The organism is Flavobacterium olei (assembly GCF_039749035.1).
In the GTDB taxonomy this organism is placed as follows: domain Bacteria; phylum Bacteroidota; class Bacteroidia; order Flavobacteriales; family Flavobacteriaceae; genus Flavobacterium; species Flavobacterium olei.
In genome coordinates, this window is the sequence record NZ_JBDKWC010000007.1 from 104,876 (window position 1) to 126,696 (window position 21,821).

At 34.5% G+C, this 21,821-nt stretch carries 17 protein-coding genes; 11 read left to right on the top strand and 6 right to left on the bottom strand.

Features of this window, described 5'->3' with window-relative positions; all coding sequences use genetic code 11:
• Nucleotides 1-103: 103 nt before the first annotated feature.
• On the bottom strand, nucleotides 104-2,293 hold the full coding sequence (locus tag ABEB31_RS18390) for a glutamine synthetase III family protein (protein ID WP_347053120.1): 2,190 nt from the start codon (nucleotides 2,291-2,293) through the stop codon (nucleotides 104-106).
• Between the two features lie 429 nt (nucleotides 2,294-2,722).
• Between ABEB31_RS18390 and ABEB31_RS18395 the strand changes: the two genes are divergently transcribed.
• Both ABEB31_RS18395 and ABEB31_RS18400 read left to right on the top strand, forming a co-directional pair.
• Nucleotides 2,723-3,739, top strand: coding sequence for a glutamine synthetase beta-grasp domain-containing protein (locus tag ABEB31_RS18395; protein WP_347053121.1), 1,017 nt, complete (start codon nucleotides 2,723-2,725; stop codon nucleotides 3,737-3,739).
• Between the two features lie 242 nt (nucleotides 3,740-3,981).
• A complete protein-coding gene (locus ABEB31_RS18400; protein WP_347053122.1) occupies nucleotides 3,982-4,956 on the top strand; it encodes a TerC family protein in 975 nt (324 codons plus the stop codon).
• 73 nt (nucleotides 4,957-5,029) lie between these two features.
• Here ABEB31_RS18400 and ABEB31_RS18405 read toward each other — a convergent pair whose 3' ends face one another.
• The 3 genes from ABEB31_RS18405 to ABEB31_RS18415 form a co-directional block, all read right to left on the bottom strand.
• Nucleotides 5,030-5,548, bottom strand: a complete 519-nt coding sequence (locus tag ABEB31_RS18405; RefSeq protein ID WP_347053123.1) for a hypothetical protein — start codon at nucleotides 5,546-5,548, stop codon at nucleotides 5,030-5,032.
• Nucleotides 5,549-5,639: 91 nt separating this feature from the next.
• Nucleotides 5,640-6,503 (bottom strand): alpha/beta hydrolase, encoded by an 864-nt coding sequence (locus ABEB31_RS18410; RefSeq protein WP_347053124.1) that lies wholly within the window; start codon nucleotides 6,501-6,503, stop codon nucleotides 5,640-5,642.
• 204 nt (nucleotides 6,504-6,707) lie between these two features.
• Nucleotides 6,708-7,580, bottom strand: a complete 873-nt coding sequence (locus tag ABEB31_RS18415; RefSeq protein ID WP_347053125.1) for an AraC family transcriptional regulator — start codon at nucleotides 7,578-7,580, stop codon at nucleotides 6,708-6,710.
• Between the two features lie 448 nt (nucleotides 7,581-8,028).
• On the opposite strand from ABEB31_RS18415, the gene ABEB31_RS18420 reads away from it, so the two are divergent.
• The 3 genes from ABEB31_RS18420 (at nucleotide 8,029) to ABEB31_RS18430 (ending at nucleotide 10,094) form a co-directional block, all read left to right on the top strand.
• Nucleotides 8,029-8,391 (top strand): T9SS type A sorting domain-containing protein, encoded by a 363-nt coding sequence (locus tag ABEB31_RS18420; protein WP_347053126.1) that lies wholly within the window; start codon nucleotides 8,029-8,031, stop codon nucleotides 8,389-8,391.
• Nucleotides 8,392-8,940: 549 nt separating this feature from the next.
• The gene (locus tag ABEB31_RS18425; protein ID WP_347053127.1) at nucleotides 8,941-9,342 is read left to right on the top strand and encodes a T9SS type A sorting domain-containing protein; all 402 of its coding nucleotides are present in this window, start codon (nucleotides 8,941-8,943) and stop codon (nucleotides 9,340-9,342) included.
• A 365-nt stretch (nucleotides 9,343-9,707) separates the two neighbouring features.
• On the top strand, nucleotides 9,708-10,094 hold the full coding sequence (locus tag ABEB31_RS18430; protein ID WP_347053128.1) for a T9SS type A sorting domain-containing protein: 387 nt from the start codon (nucleotides 9,708-9,710) through the stop codon (nucleotides 10,092-10,094).
• A 792-nt stretch (nucleotides 10,095-10,886) separates the two neighbouring features.
• On the opposite strand, the gene ABEB31_RS18435 is transcribed toward ABEB31_RS18430, so the two are convergent.
• A complete protein-coding gene (locus ABEB31_RS18435) occupies nucleotides 10,887-14,345 on the bottom strand; it encodes a methylmalonyl-CoA mutase family protein (RefSeq protein ID WP_347053129.1) in 3,459 nt (1,152 codons plus the stop codon).
• 290 nt (nucleotides 14,346-14,635) lie between these two features.
• On the opposite strand from ABEB31_RS18435, the gene ABEB31_RS18440 reads away from it, so the two are divergent.
• The 6 genes from ABEB31_RS18440 (at nucleotide 14,636) to purU (ending at nucleotide 20,103) form a co-directional block, all read left to right on the top strand.
• Nucleotides 14,636-16,210 carry a L,D-transpeptidase family protein gene (locus ABEB31_RS18440; protein WP_347053130.1) on the top strand — a complete coding sequence of 525 codons (1,575 nt, stop codon included), beginning with the start codon at nucleotides 14,636-14,638 and terminating at the stop codon, nucleotides 16,208-16,210.
• A gap of 188 nt (nucleotides 16,211-16,398) precedes the next feature.
• On the top strand, nucleotides 16,399-16,746 hold the full coding sequence (locus ABEB31_RS18445; RefSeq protein WP_347053131.1) for a hypothetical protein: 348 nt from the start codon (nucleotides 16,399-16,401) through the stop codon (nucleotides 16,744-16,746).
• A 108-nt stretch (nucleotides 16,747-16,854) separates the two neighbouring features.
• Nucleotides 16,855-17,739, top strand: a complete 885-nt coding sequence (locus ABEB31_RS18450; protein ID WP_347053132.1) for a hypothetical protein — start codon at nucleotides 16,855-16,857, stop codon at nucleotides 17,737-17,739.
• Nucleotides 17,740-17,864: 125 nt separating this feature from the next.
• A complete protein-coding gene (locus tag ABEB31_RS18455; RefSeq protein WP_347053133.1) occupies nucleotides 17,865-18,287 on the top strand; it encodes a cytochrome c oxidase assembly factor Coa1 family protein in 423 nt (140 codons plus the stop codon).
• Between the two features lie 152 nt (nucleotides 18,288-18,439).
• Entirely contained in the window at nucleotides 18,440-19,159 is a 720-nt protein-coding gene (locus ABEB31_RS18460; protein ID WP_347053134.1) for a DUF4197 domain-containing protein, read from the top strand.
• Between the two features lie 89 nt (nucleotides 19,160-19,248).
• On the top strand, nucleotides 19,249-20,103 hold the full coding sequence (purU, locus tag ABEB31_RS18465) for a formyltetrahydrofolate deformylase (RefSeq protein WP_347053135.1): 855 nt from the start codon (nucleotides 19,249-19,251) through the stop codon (nucleotides 20,101-20,103).
• A gap of 143 nt (nucleotides 20,104-20,246) precedes the next feature.
• On the opposite strand, the gene ABEB31_RS18470 is transcribed toward purU, so the two are convergent.
• Entirely contained in the window at nucleotides 20,247-21,740 is a 1,494-nt protein-coding gene (locus tag ABEB31_RS18470; protein ID WP_347053136.1) for a catalase, read from the bottom strand.
• Between the last annotated feature and the right edge of the window lie 81 nt (nucleotides 21,741-21,821).

The following is a 21,821-nucleotide window of genomic DNA, read 5'->3' on the forward strand; positions in this document are numbered from 1 at the left end:
GAATTTATCTTTTTACAAATCTTCTAAATCAAAAGATTTATTTTTTAGCAATAATCCGGTAAAATTAACGTTATTCGTGGCAAAAACTATTTAGCCAAAAATATTATTTAGTAAATAACAATTCTCTGTATTTTGTAAGTGTCCAGCTTTCGTCATCAACCAATAATTCTAATTTATCACAATGGTTACGAATTTCGTCAAAATAAGGTTTTACATTATTACAATATACCTCGGCCATTTTTTGAGCATCTGTAAGCTGATTGGCTTTTTTTCTTTCGTTGGTCATCGCCAAAACTTTAGAATTAATGCCTTCAATATGACCTGAAATTTCTTTAATCAGTGTAATTTGTTCTTTTGCAATGGTTTCAAATTCTTTCCCGAAGATTTCTTTTAAACCTTTTACATTTTCAATTAAGGTATTTTGGTAGCGAATTGCAGTCGGAATTACATGATTTCTGGCAATATCTCCTAAAACTCTTCCTTCAATCTGGATTTTTTTAGTGTATTCTTCCAATTCAATTTCGTAACGTGCTTCGGCTTCGACGTGATTAAAAATCCCTAATTCTTCAAATAAATCCAGTGCTTGTTTCGAAACTTTTGCTTTTATCGCTTCCGGAGTGGTTTTAAAGTTGCTCAATCCCCTTTTTGCTGCTTCTTTTTCCCAGGCATCGCTGTAACCGTCGCCTTCAAAAAGAATTTTTTTAGATTGTTTGATATATTCTCTTAATACATTAAAAATAGCATCATCCTTTTTCATGTCTTTCGACTCGATCAGGTTTTCTACTTCATTTTTAAAATCTTTTAATTGTTTTGCCACGATCGCATTTAGCGTTGTCATTGCGTTTGAACAGTTTGAATTGGACCCAACCGCTCTAAACTCAAATTTATTTCCAGTAAATGCAAATGGTGACGTTCTGTTTCGGTCTGTATTATCTAATAATACATCAGGAATTTTACCAACGACGTTTAATTTTAAATCTGTTTTTTCCTCCGGAGATAATTTTCCGGTTGTCACGCTTTCTAATTCTGTCAATACTTTAGACAATTGTGCTCCGATAAAAACAGAAATAATAGCCGGCGGCGCTTCATTAGCTCCCAGTCGGTGATCATTACTTGCGGTGGCGATAGAAGCTCTAAGTAAAGTTTCGTAATCGTTTACCGCTTTAATAGTATTAATAAAGAAAGTCAAAAACTGTAAATTACTCATTGGCGTTTTGCTCGGACTCAATAAGTTAACTCCTGTATCGGTTGCCAATGACCAGTTATTATGTTTTCCTGACCCGTTTACTCCTTTAAATGGTTTTTCGTGAAATAACACTTTAAAATCATGACGCTCTGCAACTCGCTGCATTACATCCATTAGTAACGAGTTGTGATCTACCGCTAAATTGGTTTCTTCAAAAATTGGAGCCAGCTCAAACTGATTTGGCGCCACTTCGTTATGGCGTGTTTTTACCGGGATTCCCAATAACATACATTCCTGCTCCAGGTCTCTCATATATGTAAGAGCTCGGGTCGGAATAGATCCAAAATAATGATCGTCTAATTGCTGACCTTTAGCAGACGTATGTCCTAATAAAGTTCTTCCTGTCATCATTAAATCCGGACGGGAATTGGCCAGCGCTTTGTCAATCAGGAAATATTCCTGTTCCCATCCTAAAGTGGCCGTTACTTTTTTTACGTTTTTATCAAAATATTTACAAACTTCTGTTGCTGCCTCATCGATAGCAGATAAAGCTCTCAATAACGGAATTTTATTATCTAAAGCTTCACCGGTGTAAGCGATAAATACTGTTGGAATACATAACGTTGTGCCGTATATAAAAGCAGGAGAAGTGGGGTCCCATGCGGTATACCCTCTTGCTTCAAATGTATTTCTGATTCCCCCGTTTGGAAAACTGGATGCATCTGGTTCTTGTTGAACTAATTGTGCGCCTCCAAATTTTTCTACAGGATCGCTTCCGTCATAAGAAGTTTCAAAAAAAGCATCGTGTTTTTCTGCGGTTGTCCCGGTAAGAGGCTGAAACCAATGTGTATAATGTGTAACCCCTTTTGCCAACGCCCATTCCTTCATTCCCATTGCGATATAATCTGCCAGCTTTCTGTCGATTTTAGTTCCGTGCTGAATGGCATCTCTTACTCCTTTAAAGGCATCTGAAGTTAAATATTGCTTCATGGCCTTCTCATTAAATACATTCGATCCGAAAAGATTTGACTTTCGGCCAATTTCTTCAAAATGCACCGGCTTTCTGTTAGAAGCTTCTTGTAAAGCTTGAAAACGTAATGTTGACATGGTTATGTAATTTTAAATTCGTACTAATTTTCATTTAAAAAATGAGCGACAAATATAAACAATAAAAGAACCTGTTTCTCATATAAATTTTCAAATTTAAGTCCATAATTATGCAATAGATAAAGCTTTTTTCAAAGAATAATTAATTCTTTCCGAAGATTTATAACAAAACTGTGCGGTAATATTGATTAAATAAACATTTTTTCATAATTTCTTAACTCATAAATTCAAAAATGTGCCGTAATTATTACGAATTTATTTTTTTAGGGTTATAAAAATTGCTTTTTTAAAAATATACCCCTCTAAAAATTGCGCTTATCTAAAAAATAATACTTGCCGAAACAAAATAGCCCCCTAATTTTTAGGACTAAAAAAATAAATCTATATTTGACCCAACGAAAAAAAACAAAAAAATTAATTTATATTATTATGGCTAAAATTAAGTTAGAGTACATTTGGTTAGATGGATATGAACCAACTCAAAATCTTAGAAGTAAAACTAAAGTTGAAGAGCATGAAAACTTCAAAGGAACATTAGAGGAACTTGGAAACTGGTCATTTGATGGTTCGTCAACTAAACAAGCTGAAGGTGGTTCTTCTGACTGTCTTTTAGTACCTGTTGCGATCTACCCGGATCCAACACGTATCAACGGATGGTTAGTTATGTCTGAAGTTATGTACGCTGACGGAACGCCACACCCTTCTAACGGTAGAGCTACAATTGATGATGATAATGATGATTTTTGGTTTGGTTTCGAGCAAGAGTATTTTATCATGGATACTAAAACTCAGCTTCCACTTGGTTTCCCTGTTGGAGGATACCCTGCTCCACAAGGGATGTACTACTGTTCTGTAGGTGGAAAAAATACACACGGAAGAAAATTAGTTGAAGAGCATGCTGATTTATGTATCGCTGCCGGAATCAACTTTGAAGGAATCAACCAGGAAGTTGCCTGCGGACAATGGGAATTCCAATTATTTGCTAAAGGTGCGAAAAAAGCCGGAGACGAAATCTGGGTTGCCCGTTACTTATTAGACCGTTTGACTGAGAAATATGGTTACTATATCGAATACCACCCTAAACCATTAGGAGATACAGATTGGAATGGTTCAGGAATGCACGCTAACTTCTCTAACGAAGTTCTTAGAACATGTGGAGATCAGGCAACTTACGAAAGAATTTGTGAGGCTTTCCGTCCTGTTACTGCTGAGCACATCGCGGTTTATGGAGCTTACAATGACCAACGTTTAACTGGTAAACATGAAACTGCTTCTATCCACGATTTCTCTTATGGAGTTTCAGACAGAGGATGTTCAATCAGAATTCCTTTAATGACAGTTCAAAAAGGATGGAAAGGTTGGTTAGAAGACAGAAGACCAGCTTCAAACGGAGACCCATACAAAATTGCTGCAAGAATTATCAAAACTGTTAAATCAGCGATCTAATTTAAGCATTCATTATACCAGAAAGTGCCGGCATTATTGTCGGCACTTTTTTTATTTTACAGTTTTTCTAACTTCGACACAGATAACAAAGAATAAAACTTAAGATTCGAGAGATAATAATTTTAGTTTTTGAGTTAAAGCATTGTAATGAAAATTAGTACATTTAAATGAGTTTCTTTAAGAATTAATTTTTGAAGTTAAACTTCAAAACCTATCTTTGTAAATCAATAAAAAATTCAATTATGATAGTCTGGTCTCTCTTTTTACTTGCTGTAATTTTTATTCTTGCTTTAGATTTAGGTGTATTTAATAAAACACCGCATATCATTAGTACAAAAGAAGCCAGCAAATGGACATTAATCTGGGTTACTTTGTCATTCTTGTTTTCCGGAGTCATCTACTGGCTTTACACTACAGATTACATTGCAAATCCGGATCAACTAAAACCTACTGTTGCTTCTATGAAGTTTATAACGGGTTACCTTATCGAACTTTCATTAAGTGTCGACAATATCTTTGTTATTGCCATTGTATTTGCTTCTTTTAAGATTCCGCAGAAATATCAGCATCGGGTTTTATTTTGGGGAATTTTGGGCGCCATTGTCTTTAGAGGTCTTATGATTTTCTTCGGTGTGATGCTCATCAACAAATTCACATGGACTACTTATGTATTTGGAATTTTCCTGATTTTTACTGCAGTCAAAATGTTATTTTCAGGAGAAGAAGAAGATTTCCATCCAAAAGATTCTTTTGTATACAAAACACTGGGCAAAATAATGCCGATTACTTCAGAAATGGATGGAGAGAAATTTTTCATCACTACTGCCACTGCTAAAAAAGCTGCAACGCCTTTATTTGTTGCTTTAATAGTAATTGAAGTTATGGACGTACTTTTTGCCGTAGACAGCGTTCCCGCTATTTTAGCCATAACAAAAGATCCGTTTTTGGTTTTCAGTTCTAATATTTTTGCCATTCTGGGTCTACGTTCTATGTATTTCTTCCTGGCCAATATGCTGGCAAAATTCAGTTATTTAGAATACAGTCTGGTGGCGATCTTAGCTTTCGTTGGACTGAAAATGCTTTTACACGACTGGATTCAGGTTCCTGAGTGGGCATCTTTAGGATTTATCGCATTATCCCTTCTTGTTGGAGTGTTAGTTTCCCTAAAGTTTGGAGAAGAAAAAGTATTGAATGATAATTCTAGTGATTTGGAATAAGCAGTCTTTTGATATAAGTATAAAAAAAAAGGAAATCTCGCGATTTCCTTTTTTTATTGTAGTTTTTTATGATTTAGAATTTAATCTTTTGAACTTTACTTTCATCTAATTTAGCAGCTTTCATAACCTCTAAATAATTATTTTTATTAACTGTTGAAGCTAATATAGATGGAATTATAACAACACGAAAGCTTTGATTATTTAAATAGGCAGGAGTTTCCGCAAGATTATAATTTCCTCCTACATAAATTTTAAAATCTTCTTTGCTAAAGTCATAATCATACGTTATTTCATCGCCATTATCAAAATAAAGTGTTGTTGGAATTAATTGCCAAATTGGAGTTTGGGCATCTATTGTTCCTTTTAATCTATATACTAAAACCGTTTCATCGTCAAATAAATTTCCATCAATCCAACTGTCAAAAGTTCCTGATATATTATATCCATCATTAGCATTAAATACAAAATTTTTATTTAGTATTTCAAATGCTTGTCCAGTTAGCCCATCCTGTCCCGGAGGCCCTTCTGGTCCTTCACAGCTCGAAAATGCAACTAAGCCAATAACTGCGAATAGTGTAAGTATCTTTTTCATAACATATTTTTTTTAAGGTTTATACTTATAAAGATATTCCAAAAATCAAACCAAAAAAAGTTTTTCACCAATTGTTTGTTACTATTTCTCGTTATTTCTTTCCAACTAATTGATTTTTAAGCAGTATTTTATTGAAAAATAATACGTGATAAGGCAAAGAATTTTCCCAATATTCCCAGGTATGTGCTCCGGGACGTTCTGTATAATCATGATCTACTTTTGTATAAACCAATCTTCTGTGCAATTCTCTGTTGGGTTCAATTAAAAAATCGTCTACACCACAATCTATAATTAAAGGAAGCTTATTGGCTTTTATTTTATCGATCATTCCTAAAACAGCATTCTGTTCGTATAATTCGGTGTTGCCGCTTTTATCTCCAAAAACGGGCTGCATGAGTTTTACAACCTGAGCAGAAGAATCCCTGTTTAGCATTGTTGCCATATCTACGGCGCCGCTCATACTTCCGGCTGCGCAAAATAAATCGGGATGTCTGCCGGATAAATACAAAGCTCCATGCCCACCCATGGAAAGTCCTGTAATCACTCTTCCGTTCTTGTTGGCAATCGTTCGGTATTTTTTATCTACTTGCTGAATGACTTCCTGCGTAATAAAAGTCTCAAACTGACTTTCTTTATTGACAGGACTATCAATATAAAAACTAAAAGTCTCTCCTTCGGGCATCACAATAATTAAATTGTATTGATCTGCCAGATTTTGAACCAGTTTTTTGTTAGGAGTATTTTTTAACCAGTCACTAAAATGTCCGTAAGCTCCATGCAATAAATACATTACCGGAAAAGTGGTTTTGCTTTTGGAATAAGAATTTGGTAAAACTACCGCCGCTTTATAGGTTTTTCCCATAGCGGTACTGGCAATTTGTAAAGTGTCTACTTTTGCAGCGTATGTGGTCATACACAACAAAAATGCAGCTAAGAGCATTTTAAATTTCTTCATTTCATTTTTTATTTTGATTAGGGATTGTAAATATAACTTTTTTTGGAAATAGAATATATGAAAAATCCGACTATCGTTTCCGCTAAAAAAAACAGCCCCGAATTCAGGAATTAATATTAAAAAATTGGTGAATTCGTGGCAAAAAAAAATCCGATCATTCTAAATGACCGGATTCATATTCCTTTAATTGGGGCAAAATAAATATTAACTAATAATAATCTTATGTTCGTGACGGTATTGCGAAGCGCTCTTACCTGTATATTGTTTAAAAGATTTGCTAAAGTGACTGAAATTATTAAAACCGCTTTCGTAGCAGACTTCGTTAATACTCATTGGCTGTTCTGCCAACAATTTTGATGCATGCACCAATCTGTATTCATTTACAAATTCAGTAAAAGTTTTATTGGAGATCTTTTTAAAATAACGACAAAAAGACGGAGTCGTCATACTTACCAGGTTAGAAACCTCATCTATAGATATAGATTGCTGAAAATGATCTTTCACATAATTAAAAACTACATTAATACGATCGTTATCCTGCGTTTGTAATTCTAAAGAAAAGCCATCAGCATTTAAAACGGTGTAATCCTCAGCAGATTCCAATTCGTCCAGAACACTTAAAAGCGTTATAAGTCTTTGAAATGGAGGTTCGTTTTCCATCATTTCAATTTTCTCTCCGATTCGTTTTTTTGTTTCACCGCCAAAAGCAATTCCGCCCTTAGCCTGATTCAAAATATTCTGAACTTTTTTCATTTCGGGAGCAGCAAAAAAATCACTTCCTAAAAATTCAGGTTTTATATGGATAACGGTTTCATTTGTATTTCCTGTTTGCTCATTTGTAAAACCACAATGTGGCAAATTAGAGCCTATAAGAAGTAAACTACCATTGGTATAATAAGAAACATGGCTCCCTATTTGTCTTTTTCCAGCCCCGCCGTTAATATAAACCAACTCAATCTCTGGATGATAATGCCATAAATGAGCTTTGCTATTGGTCTTTTCGGCGTGTTTAGTATAGGTAAAAGAACTTCCGTATGAGTTAGTTATCACTTCAAGAGCTGGGGCAATAGTCTTCATGATAGTTTCTTTAAAAAATAATAGCAAATTTAACAAAAACACCTAAAAAAATTTAAATTTTAACCTATAACGGTTTCGTAACTGCGGATTTTACATTAAAATAACATTCTTAACAATGAGGATTCTATAGCAAAACGACCCATTTTTTTCAGTACCATTTTTTTTCCCAAGATTTTTTCTATTTATCTTAATTAAAAGATGATTTTATACCGATTTTATAATTTTTGTAAGAAAGATGGAAATTTTGTGAAGTATTTAATATTTACAAAACTTTGAAAAATAACAAGCAAATTAACAGAAACGTAATATTAAAATCAAATTTTAACCTATAACGGTTTCGTAAATGAGAATATAGCACATAAATTGGAAAATACAGATGTTAAAATAACACACATGCTGATATAACTTTGCCTCAGAGAAATGAACTAAAAATTTAATACCACACAATATGAAAAAGATAATGAAATTAAGTTTAGTATGTGCAGTACTTCTAACAGGAATGAGTACTTACGCAATTGATGGGAACGAAGCATTAAATCTTCATGTATTAAAAGGAAATGGCAAGGTAATTGCTTTTGGAATTAATCAATTACAAAAAGCGGTTATCAGTATATACGATGCAAACGGTACTTTGATCTATACAGAGAATGCTTCTGGTAAAGATGGAATTTTAAGAACGTTTAGTCTGGAAGAATTTCCACAAGGAAAATATATTTTAGAAGTTGCTGATAATTTCAAAAAAGTAAAATACGATATTACTGTAGATTCAAAAAATTCAGTTTTATCTTCAAAAGGAACTCCTTCTTTCTAAGAAGAATTTATAAAGCTTAAGTGTTACTTCACGGCACTTAAAAATTTTATACTCTAATACAGTATAAAAAGTGAGGTTAGATAGTTAGTAAGTTAAAAACTTTCAAAAGTTTTAAAAACAGCTCTTTGTGGTTACTGAGCTGTTTTTTTTTGCTCTTTACTTTTTTAAACTAATCTCTTTTATTCCTGCAAAGAATGCAGGGAATTTTTGATACATTATATACACATAACTCAATCTCGAAGCTCCGGTACGCAAAGCTCTCTTAAAATAAGATTTGCAATTTTTTTTCTATGTCAAATTCATTCAAAAAAAACTTAGTGTCTTGATGTAATTATTCTGTAAACTTATAAATTGCTAATTTTACCAAAACGTTAAATTAAAATCATCGTTTTAACCAAATCGATAAATATAATTTAAATTTTAACCTATAACGGTTTCGTAAATGAGAATATAGCATCTAAATAAGAAAATACAGTTGCTTTTTACCACATACTATATAACTAATTTAGCATCAGAGAATTAGAACTATTAATTTTAAAAACTAGTCCCATGAAAAAGATTGCAAAAATGAGTTTAGTAGCAGCGTTGCTTTTCACAGGAATAAGCACTTACGCAATTGACGGAACGTCGGAGTTTAATCTTCACGTATTAAAGGCTAATGGAAAACTGATCACTTTCGCTCTTAACAAAGTTCAGAAAGCCAACTTAGCAATTTATGATCAGGACGGCACTCTTATCTATTCTGAAAGTGCTACTGGCAAGGAAGGAATTTTAAGAACATTTAGTTTGGAGGAATTTCCAGAAGGAACTTATTTCTTAGAAGTAGAAGACAATGTAAAAAAAGCAAAATACGAGATTACAATTAGTGAAAACGCATCTCTTGCGAAAAATGCAGTTTCATCTGTTTACAAATCCGGTTTTGCAAAAAATTCAAATTTAGCTGCACGCTAAAAAGCATAATTATCTCCTGCAGATAATTTTTTTTTGAATTTTTTTAATTTTTTTTTGATTTAGAAACAGCTCTCGAATGGTTACAGAGCTGTTTTTTTTTGTTTTTAATCGATAGACAAAATTTAAATTTTAACATTTTGAGAAAATATTCCTATAAATTAAATATTTTGCTTTTTAGGTGTTAAAACTACTTTTAAAAAATATAAATCCGCAAGCCCAATGTTTACGTACATAGAGCAAAGAAACTACAGAAATACTTTTAATTCAGCATATTAAGAGTTAAAAAAAGGTCTTTTTTTACATTAAATTAAATTTGTATTTGTAGTTTTACGCGTTCCACATTTAGTAATAAATTAAAAAAAAACATGACAAAATTTACCAAAGCAGGTCTGGTTGCAGCCTATTTTTTAGCAACTGTATTTTCTTATGCCATGAATGGAAAAGGAGATTTTATTTTGAATATTAAAACCGGAAACGGAAAAGTAGTAAGTTTTACTTTAGACACGGTTCAAAATTCTTCTTTCTCTATTTATGATGAGAACCACAATTTACTTTATGCGGGTGACGCAGCAGTAAACCAATTGGAGGTTTCCAAAACTATTAGTCTTGAAAGTTTTCCTGCAGGAACATATGTTCTTGAAGTAAAAGAAAATGACAAAGTTGCGAAACACGAAATTAAAGTTGCTGCAAAAAAAATGAAAACAATTAAACTTGACCAATCTGTGAACCAAAGTCCGGGTTTCCGTCGTTAATTGTTTAGTACCACAAAATGAAAAGACAGCAAGTTCCACTGCTGTCTTTTTTTTGCTTTATAGAATAGGAATTACTTTAATGGAATAGCGTATAATTTTATAAATAAAAGAAGCGACTTACTCAATTCTGCAATTTTATCGAGTAACGGTTGTAAGGTTTCGGGAGCTCCAATTAAAGTAGTCAATTATTTTGAACTCGGATGTATTATTACAGATCTGCTGAAATTGTGTATTCTCGCACTCAATCAAAACGCAAATCTGCAAAAGATAAATCACAAGCGATTGATGTTGCGCTTGTTCTGGAAACTGTTCTTTCTATTTTTTCTTTGGATGAAGTGGAGTTTTTAGGATATATTGTCGAGGTTGTAGGGGAATCATTTCTATTTTCGAAGATGAAATTTCTAATGGTAAGAATCTCGCAAAGGCGCTAAGCCGCAAAGTTTTTTTTGCAATCTTCCATTTCGACCGAAGGGAGAAATCTTCACGAGAAACTCCAGAAAGATTGGCGACATTCTGTGCGGAGCTACTGGCGAAGATTTCTCCCTTCGGTCGAAATAACAAACTGACGCGATAAAGTTCAGTGTTCACGAGCGGGACGCTCGTGTTAAGGGGAAATTCACTAATAAACATTTTACAGAATCCAAAATAATACAATAAAACATAGCCAACGGTTTCAACCGTTGGAACGCAATTACTATCACAATACGTTTCCCACAGTTGAAACCGGGCTATTTAAAATTCAAATCTAAAATTTTAATTTTTCAATTTTTTCGGATTTTTTAATCTTATATTCTACATATTCCTTCTATACTGCCCGCCAACCTCAAACAAAGCCGAAGTAATCTGCCCCAAAGAACAAACCTTTGTAGCTTCCATTAAATGATCGAATAAGTTTTCGTTTTTGATCGCTGCTTCCTGTAGTTTATTTAAATGCTCATTTACTTTTTCTTCATGAAACTGATGCAAATTATCGAGCATCGTAATCTGATATTGTTTTTCTTCTTCGGTTGCACGAATAACCTCAGCCGGAATTACTGTTGGAGATCCTTTTGAACTCAGGAAAGTATTAACTCCAATAATTGGAAAATCTCCATTGTGTTTTAAGGTTTCGTAATACAAACTTTCTTCCTGAATTTTAGATCTTTGGTACATGGTTTCCATTGCGCCTAAAACTCCTCCGCGTTCTGTAATTCTGTCGAATTCCTGTAAAACGGCTGCTTCAACTAAATCAGTCAATTCTTCGATGATGAATGAACCCTGAATTGGGTTTTCGTTTTTCGCCAGACCCAATTCTTTATTAATAATCAGCTGAATCGCCATGGCTCTGCGAACTGATTCTTCTGTTGGCGTTGTTATAGCTTCGTCGTAAGCATTGGTGTGCAATGAATTACAGTTGTCGTAAATCGCATACAAAGCCTGCAAAGTGGTTCTGATATCGTTAAAATCAATTTCCTGTGCGTGTAAAGAACGTCCGGAAGTCTGAATGTGATATTTTAACATTTGTGCTCTTTCGTTGGCACCGTACTTGTTTTTCATGGCTTTTGCCCAGATTTTACGCGCCACACGACCAATAACCGAATATTCAGGGTCTACTCCATTCGAGAAAAAGAACGATAAATTGGGTCCGAAATCGTTGATATTCATTCCGCGGCTCAAATAATATTCCACGTAAGTGAAACCATTAGAAAGGGTAAAAGCCAATTGCGTAATCGGGTTTGCGCCCGCCTCTGCAATATGATATCCTGAAATAGAAACCGAATAAAAATTACGAACGTTCTTGGTAATAAAATATTCCTGCACATCGCCCATTAATCTTAAAGCAAATTCTGTAGAGAAAATACAGGTATTCTGCGCCTGATCTTCTTTTAAAATATCAGCCTGAACGGTTCCACGCACTTGAGAAAGTGTCTTGACCTTTATATCATTATAAACATCCAAAGGTAAAACCTCATCTCCGGTCACACCTAAAAGCATCAACCCTAAACCATTATTTCCTTCCGGCAAATCGCCCTGGTATTTTGGTCTTTCAATTCCTTTGTCTTTATATATTTTGTTGATTTTAGCTTCAACTTCTTTTTCTAAATCATTGGCTTTGATGTAAATCTCACATTGCTGATCGATCGCGGCATTCATAAAGAAACCTAACAACATGGGCGCGGGTCCGTTGATAGTCATACTTACTGACGTTAAAGCATGAACTAAATCGAAACCGGAATAGAGTTTTTTGGCATCGTCTAAACAGCAGATCGAAACTCCGGCATTTCCTATTTTGCCATAAATATCCGGACGCAAATCGGGATCATTTCCGTATAAAGTTACGCTGTCAAAAGCAGTCGAAAGACGTTTTGCCGGCATTCCGGCACTTACGTAATGAAAACGTTTGTTGGTTCTTTCTGGTCCGCCCTCGCCCGCAAACATTCTGGACGGATCTTCGCCTTCACGTTTAAAAGGATACAATCCGGAAGCAAAAGGAAATTCTCCGGGAACATTTTCCTGTAAATTCCAACGCAGAATATCGCCCCAGCCTTCATATTTAGGCAATGCAATTTTCGGAATCTGCAGATGCGATAAACTTTCAGAATGCGTCGCAATCTTGATTTCCTTGTCGCGAACTTTAAAGGAATAAACCGGATTTTTATATTTGGCCACTTTTTCATCCCAATTCAGGATAATTTCCCAATTGTAAGGATCTAAATCCATTTTTACTTTATCAAACTGATTCAGTAAAAGATTTAAAAAGATTCTATTTTCGTCATGTGTTTCGATGGCTCTAAGTCCTTCGACTCCGCTCAGGAAGACACTTTCATCGTCAATTCCTGCTTTTGTAATCTGCGGTATTTTTCCGGAAACCGATTCTATAGTTTTGAAAATTCCATATAATTTCTGTGCTACTTTTTGCTGCGAAAGTGCGGTTTCATCATAACTTCTGTTATTCTCTGCAATTTCAGAAAGGTATCTTGTTCTTCCCGGCGGAATTACAAAAATCTTCTCGCTCATTTCTTTCGTGATTTCAAAAGTCGATTTCAGGTCAGAATCGGTTTTCTCTACCACTTTATCCATGATTGCTTTGTACATCGTGTTCATTCCCGGATCATTAAACTGCGAAGCAATCGTTCCAAAAACGGGCATTTCGTCCGGATTTTTATCCCAAAGATTATGATTGCGCTGGTATTGTTTTTTAACATCGCGTAAAGCGTCTAAAGCACCGCGTTTGTCAAATTTATTTAAAGCCACTAAATCGGCGAAATCCAGCATGTCGATTTTCTCCAATTGCGTTGCCGCTCCAAATTCTGGTGTCATTACATATAAGGATACATCAGAATGATCCATAATCTCGGTATCTGATTGTCCGATTCCTGAAGTTTCCAGAATAATCAAATCGTATTTTGCGGCTTTTAGAACCTGAATCGCTTCGGCTACATATTTGGACAAAGCCAAATTGGACTGACGCGTCGCCAGCGAACGCATATAAACTCTGGGATTATTAATCGCATTCATACGGATTCTGTCACCCAAAAGTGCTCCTCCGGTTTTTCTTTTAGAAGGATCGACAGAAATCAATCCGATTGTTTTTTCGGGAAAATCAATTAAAAAACGACGCACCAGTTCGTCAACCAAAGAAGATTTTCCTGCTCCGCCTGTTCCTGTAATTCCTAAAACAGGAATTTTGGAAGTTATATTACTTTCGTGAATTTTATCAAAAACCGGTTTTGCAATTTCGGGAAAATTTTCTGCAGAAGAAATCAATCGCGCAATCGCTGTCGGAATTTTATTTTCGATGTGATCGATTTCTCCGTTTAATTCGTTTCCAATAGGAAAATCAGATTGCTCTACAAGATCATTGATCATTCCCTGAAGCCCTAAAGACCGTCCATCATCTGGCGAATAAATTCTGGTAATTCCATATTCATGCAATTCGGCAATTTCGCTGGGCAAAATGACCCCGCCTCCGCCACCAAAAATTTTTATATGTCCTGCACCTTTTTCATGAAGCAAATCATACATATATTTAAAGTATTCATTGTGTCCGCCCTGGTAAGAAGTCATTGCAATGGCATTGGCATCTTCCTGAATCGCGGTATTTACCACTTCTTCTACACTGCGATCGTGACCAAGGTGTATTACCTCTACGCCTGTTGACTGTATAATACGTCGCATAATATTAATTGCAGCGTCATGGCCGTCAAATAATGAGGCAGCAGTAACAATTCTTACTTTATTTTTAGGAATATAGGCTTTTTGTTGTTCCATTTTATGAATATGATAATTTTCAGGAGGCAATTTACAAAATATTTTAATATTTGATCAAAACCATTTCAATATGTTTGAAAAAGATTGAAGATTTTTGCTCTATAAAGGTCACAATTCTTGTAACTAATTGATTTTGTTAAAGAAAGATTAAAAACATGGCAATTTCGCAACATTTAAATAAAATCTAAAAACATGTCTGGAAGCCTTGTAGAGTAATTTAGCAGGGTAGAAAAGCCCCAAATTTTTACCTAGAACTTAACCATAAAAAGTATAACGTAAAAATTAAAAAAATGAGAACATTTTATTCATTCACCCTAATTTTAAGTTTGAGTTTTTTTGTATCCTCTTTTAACAGAGTAGAAAGTAACGATTTTAGATATAAAAATAAATCAAACGAAACCACTGTAAACATTAATTCGGATGATGTTGACAGCGAAATTAAAAATGACTTCTTCAAAAGATATTCAGATTTAAAAAAATACAAATCAGACGTAATGTCATTGTATAAAAACAGAACTGTAGGATCTATTTGGTACGATGAAGAAGACATAAACGAATTCGGTACTGTTTTGTATGAAAAAGCAAAAGGTACAAACGATTTAATAATTCCGTATCAAAAAGAAATCGATCAGCTTTTTGATGCTTCATCAGATACGAAGTTGTCAAAAACTGATGCAGACATGCTTCTAAGTTCCTTATATATTGTATACGCCAAAAAAAATACTGAAGACGCCAAGAAAAAAGTTTCTTATGATGCCATGCTGAAAGATTTTTTAAATTACAGTACCATTGAAGAATTAACTGCTAAAAGTTCTACTGAAGAAGCAGTTGTTAGTTTTGATCAGTATTATAAATTAGAAACTGTATTGAAACAATATAAAAGACTGGACCGTTCTAAGAAATGGAAACCAATTGTTCCGGAAGAAACTCCGTATAAAGATTTGCGTCCGGATGCCGTTTCAAGCACCATCGCACAAGTAAGAACCCGATTATATCTGTTAGGAGATTTGAAAAATGATTCGAAAAGCAATGTTTACGATCGTGAACTGATGGATGCTGTTATGAAATACAAAGTCCGCAATGGTTTTAAACCTAATTATATTTTATCAGAAGAGCATATTAAGGAAATGAACGTTCCTATTGCAGACAAAATGGAAACATTAAGACTGAATATGGAAAGATGCCGTGAAATCTCCGCTCAGATGGCGGGAAGCGATGAATATGTTTTGGTGAATGTTCCGTCATATGAAATGAAATATGTGAAAAATGGAAAAGTAGTATTAACGTCGCCTGTTTTTGTAGGAGCGCCATTAACTAAAACTACCATTTTTAACGGAGAAATTGACAGAATCGTTTTCAGTCCCTATTGGACAGTTCCTCAAAGTATCGTAAACAACGAATTAAAATTAAAAATGGCTGCAGATAAAAATTATCTTGCCGATCATAATATGGAAATGGTTAATGGAATGGTAAGACAAAAACCGGGACCTGATAATTCCTTGGGATTGGTGAAATTTATGTTTCCTAATGCAGATGATATTTACATGCACGATACACCATCTAAAACGTTGTTTGATTTTGAAAAAAGAACTTTCAGCCACGGATGTATCAACGTAAAACTGGCAAAAGAATTAGCCGTTGCGATGTTAAAAGATTATCCGGAATGGAATCAACAAAAGATTGACAAAGCTATGGACGGAAAAGCAGAAAATAGTTTTAAACTCTCTAAAAAAGTACCCATCTTTATTACCTATTTCACTTCTTTGGTAAATGAGAATGGAGAAATTGGCTTCTTTCAGGATGTTTACGAAAGAGATTTACAATTAAACCCCGAAGCTGCACCAGCCACTGCTGATGTAAATTAACGAAATACAACTTATTGAAGAGAGAATGATCACAATGAAGTGATCATTCTCTCTTTTTATTTTAATACTTTGAAAGAAATACCCTGGATTATCATTTTTAAACCTTTTAGGGGTAAATATACTTTTAGTATAGTGTGAACTTTGTCAGATAATTATACCACTATTTGTAATATTTAAAACGCAATATTATGAAAACAAATAATATAGAAGGTCTTTCAACGTTTGAGATAAACGTTCTGGTTCAGCAAGGTGCCAGATTTGTTATGTTTCCGTACACTATTTCCAGACTGGTACGAAGAATTAAAAGTTCTAACATCTATTTTATTCGTCCCCACGAAAATACTTTTAAATACGCCTTAAAACATTTCTTTTTGAATCTGTCTATAAGCTGGCGTATAATTCCTTATGGTCCAATTTATGTAATGAAATCATTTTTCTACTTATTGAAAGGCGGAAAAGATTATACCCAAATCATTTTAAAAGATCTTGATGTCAACAACACAGATTACCATCCTAACTTACAATACCTGCACTAAATTATTGTCGTAAAGTGTCAGTTTAAAAACGTCTTGTGGTCAAAACTGTTATTGTTTAAAATGAGATTTGTGGAATTTTTTATAGCACAATTTCAAATTAAACAAACAATGAAAAAGCACTTTTTATTTTTAGGTATTGCAGCAATACTACTTTCCTCCTGTAACGGTAAATCTGCGAATGAGAAAGCATCCGGTGCAACTACTGCTTCAGAAGATCAGAGTACTAAACCTAAAGCTCCAAAAGCTGAGGGCACACCACGAATCTTATTTATAGGAAACAGTCACACAGAATACTTTGTCAGTTCTCCTGTTTTATTTGGAGAGATTTGCAAGGCCAACAATCAGCCAATGGATATTGATCAATTGGTCACAATGGGAGTTTCTATAGATAAAGTTTATAATGATCATAAGACCGAAGCCGAAACCTATTTTGCTAAAACCGACAAAGACGGAAATTATTATGATTATGTTATTCTTCAGGAATCGACGCCAGTAGCATTGGCAGAACCTGATAAATATGTCGAAAATGTAAAAATGATTGTGGATAAAATTCAAAAAAACAGTCCGGGAGTTGCCATTTACATTTACGAAGCAATGTCTCCACTTCAATTTACAGATCCTGAATATAAAGAATACTTTGATGAGATCCGCAAAAATGCCATTTCTGTAACCCAATCAGTTAAAAATGCCGGATTATTAAGAGTTGGTGATGCTGTAAATGATGCGTACAATGGAAAAAAGGGTTATAAGTACTTAGTAGGAAATAAAGATAATCTTCGTTATGGAGAAAACAGTTTACATCTGTTAAATGATGGCGGATTTATGCAGGCCGTTTTATTATACGCTACTCTTTTTGATAAAAAACCTTCTACTCCAAAAGAACTGACTTTAAGCACAGGAACCGGAGATAATGATGATATGAAAAAACAAGAGGTCAGCAAAGCGATTAGTAATACTAAAGCTTTAGCGGAAATTGCATGGAGTAACCACTAGTTATCTCTTATTACATTTAAATTAAAAATCATCTTACTTTATAAGATGATTTTTTAATTTAAACGATTCCAAATCAAAAGGTTAAAAAATATTAAGTATCTTTCTGACAGCAAATTAAAACTACTATGGAAGAAGATTATAACAATGTAAAAACCAGTTGGTGGAATCGAAACTGGAAATGGTTTGTACCTACGGGATGTCTGAGTTTAATACTAATTTTTGGATTTTTTATAGCGGGCATTTTTTTTGAAGTCACTTCGATGATCGAAAAATCCGACGCTTATAAGGGTGCAATGGAAGAAGTTAGGAAAAACAAACTCGTTACTGAAAAATTAGGAACTTCAATTGAATCAGACGGAATGACTTCGGGAACAATTAATGTCACTAATGAAACAGGTAATTGTGATGTTGAAATTCCGATAAAAGGTTCTAAAGGAACTGGGATTTTATTTGTTGTCGCCCATAAAAAAGGGAAATGGACTTATGATGTATTATCCGTACGTGTAAATGCAACACAAGAAGAGATTAATTTATTGAAGAATGATTGATCAATTATAAATAACTATTCTTTTCATTTGGATTGAAATACACGATTAAAGGCAGCAATGTTTGTTTTAAAACAAAATGATAATGGCTGTAAAATAAAAAAGTGGCTTTATTTTTGAATAAGTACTATTTTTGAAACTTAAACAAACTCCAGATGAAAAAGATTTTTCTATTAGCCGTTACATTTTCTCTTACTTCCTGCGCGCAGGTACCACAAATACTAAATCAATTACCCCAAATCTCATCCCAGATTCCCGGTGTTGGCGGCGCAGATATTGCTTCGGGACTTAAAGAAGCTTTAAATAAAGGAATTACTCAACAAGTAAGTAAGTTAACAGCAGTTGACGGGTTTTATAAAAATCAGGCGGTCAAAATTTTAATGCCAGAAGAATTACAAAAAGTAGATGCTACTTTGAGAAAAGTGGGCTTAGGCTCGCTGGCAGATGAAGGGATCAAAATGCTAAACCGCGCCGCCGAAGATGCTGTAAAAGAAGCAACTCCAATTTTTGTTACGGCTGTAAAAAATATGACTTTTACAGATGCTAAAAACATTTTATTAGGAAACGACATTGCCGCGACAAGTTATCTTCAAAATAGTACAACAACAGCTTTGTACGGAAAATTTAATCCGGTTATTAAAAACTCTTTTGCTAAGGTTGGTGCTGATGTGGTGTGGACAAAAATCATCAATAAATACAATACCATTCCGCTGGTAAAGAAAGTGAATCCAGATCTGACCGATTATACTACAAATCAGGCTTTGTCCGGTGTATTTAAAATGATTGCCGTTGAAGAAAAAGAAATCCGAAATAATATTTCTGCAAGAACGACGCCTTTATTAAAAAGTGTTTTTGCACTGCAGGATCGAAAATAATTCGCCAAGCCTTAAGATGCTAAGTTTCTAAGTAAAAAACTTTGAGTCTTATCATCTTATTGCTAACTAATCAAAAACCAACCAAAAAAATGCAGAAAATAACCATATTAATTCACTGTAAAGATCAAAAAAACATAATCGCTTCTGTTACTACGTTTATCGCAAATGTCGAGGGAAACATCACTTATATTGACCAGCATGTTGATGTGGAGCAAAATGTTTTTTTTATGCGGCTGGAATGTGAGTTTACCAATTCTCAAATTACCATTGAAAGTCTCAAACAAGATTTTGAAAAAACGCTGGCGACTGTATTTGATATGTCATGGGATTTATACAGTCAGGAACAAAAACCTAAAATGGCCTTATTTGTTTCTAAATACGATCATTGTTTATTTGACATTTTAGGGCGTTACAGCGCAGGTGAACTCAATGTCGAAATTCCGCTGATTGTGAGTAACCATAATGATTTAAGGTCAATTGCAGAACGTTTTGATATTCCTTTTCATTATGTCCCTTTTACCAAAGACAATAAAGAAGAAGGCGAAAGCAGACAAATTGAACTTTTGAAAAAATATGAAATCAATTTTATCGTCCTGGCTCGATACATGCAGATTATCACCCCAAAACTTATTTCACTTTACGAAAATAAAATCATTAACATCCATCATTCTTTCCTGCCCGCTTTTCCGGGTGCAAAACCTTATCATTCTGCTTTTAAACGCGGTGTAAAAATTATTGGCGCAACAAGTCATTATGTGACAGAGGAATTAGATGAAGGCCCAATTATCGAACAGGATATCGCGAGAGTTTCTCATATACATTCTGTAGAAGATTTCATCATGAAAGGACGTGATCTGGAAAGAATTGTTTTGGCCCGTGCCATTAAATTGCATGCAGAAAGAAAAACAATGGTCTACAGCAACAAAACAGTAGTTTTTTCGTAGCAGAAAGGATCAGGTGAATATAGCAACAAATATAATTGCTGCTTATTATTTAAATACAAAAACCCGACAGGATTTATATGCTGTCGGGTTTTATATTTATATTGTTTAGAATTTTTGAGCCTTTGACTCTAAATCTCTAAACCTTATCTGGTTACAATTCCTAATCTTGGGTCGTCAAAATTATCAACTTCCTGCATGGTCATGCCTAAGGCTTTTGCCACTCCTTCTCCGTAAGCAGGATCTGCTTTATAGCAGTTTCTGATATGACGAACCTGAATAAATTTCTGCGCTCCTCCAACTTGTCCTGCCGTATTTGCAAATAAAAGCTCTTTTTTCTCATCCGTAAGTAAACGGAATAAAAGTCCTGGCTGCGTAAAATAATCATTGTCATCTTCTCTAAAATTATACGCATAAGCATCTCCATAGATGGCCAATGGTGGTTCTTTTAGTTCGGGCTGATCCTGCCATTCCCCAAAACTGTTTGGTTCATAGTGTTTACGGCCTCCGTTATTTCCGTCGACACGCATTGCTCCGTCTCTGTGAAATGTATTGTAAGGACATCTTGAAGCATTTACCGGAATCTGATAATTATTTACGCCTAAACGGTAGCGATGTGCATCTCCGTAAGAAAACAAACGTCCCTGAAGCATTTTATCAGGAGAGAAACCTATTCCCGGTGGCACGTGAGCCGGATTAAACGCAGCCTGTTCTACTTCTGCAAAATAATTTTCCGGATTCTTATTCAATTCAAATTCTCCAACCGGAATCAAAGGAAAATCACCTTTTAACCAAACTTTAGTTAAATCGAATGGATGAAAACGATAGGTTTTTGCCTGTTCTTCTGACATAATCTGAACAAACATTTTCCATTTTGGGAAATTACCGTTCTCAATAGCATCAAATAAATCCCTTTGATGACTTTCGCGGTCTCTACCTACTAATAAAGCGGCTTCTTCATCAGACAAATTTTCTATTCCCTGCTGCGAAACCAGATGAAATTTTACCCAGTGTCTTTCGTTTTGTGCATTTATAAAACTAAAAGTATGACTTCCAAATCCGTGCATTTCCCTGTACGATCTCGGAATTCCTCTATCACTCATTACAATTGTAATCTGGTGTAAAGCTTCCGGTAACAAAGTCCAAAAATCCCAATTATTATCAGCACTTCTTAAATTGGTTTTTGGATCACGTTTAACAGCATGATTTAGATCCGGAAATTTCATCGGGTCACGAAAAAAGAAAACTGGAGTATTGTTTCCAACCAAATCCCAATTTCCTTCATTGGTATAAAATTTCATAGCAAAACCACGTATGTCTCTTTCCGCATCAGCTGCTCCTCTTTCTCCTGCCACTGTCGAAAAACGCACAAACATTTCTGTCTGTTTACCAATTTCCGAAAATAAATCGGCTTTTGTGTATTGGGTAATATCGTGTGTCACTGTAAAAGTCCCGTAAGCACCAGATCCTTTCGCATGCATTCTTCGTTCCGGAATCACTTCACGGTCAAAATGTGCCATCTTTTCCAAGAACCAAAAATCCTGAAGTAAAACAGGTCCGCGGGGTCCTGCTGTTTGAATGTTTTGATTATCAGGAACTGGCGTTCCGGTTGCAGTTGTTAATTTTTTGTTTGAATCCATTTTGCTGATTTTTAATGTTTTATCAAATATACAAACTAAACACCATCAATTCTATAATCAAAATTGATTGTTATTATATTT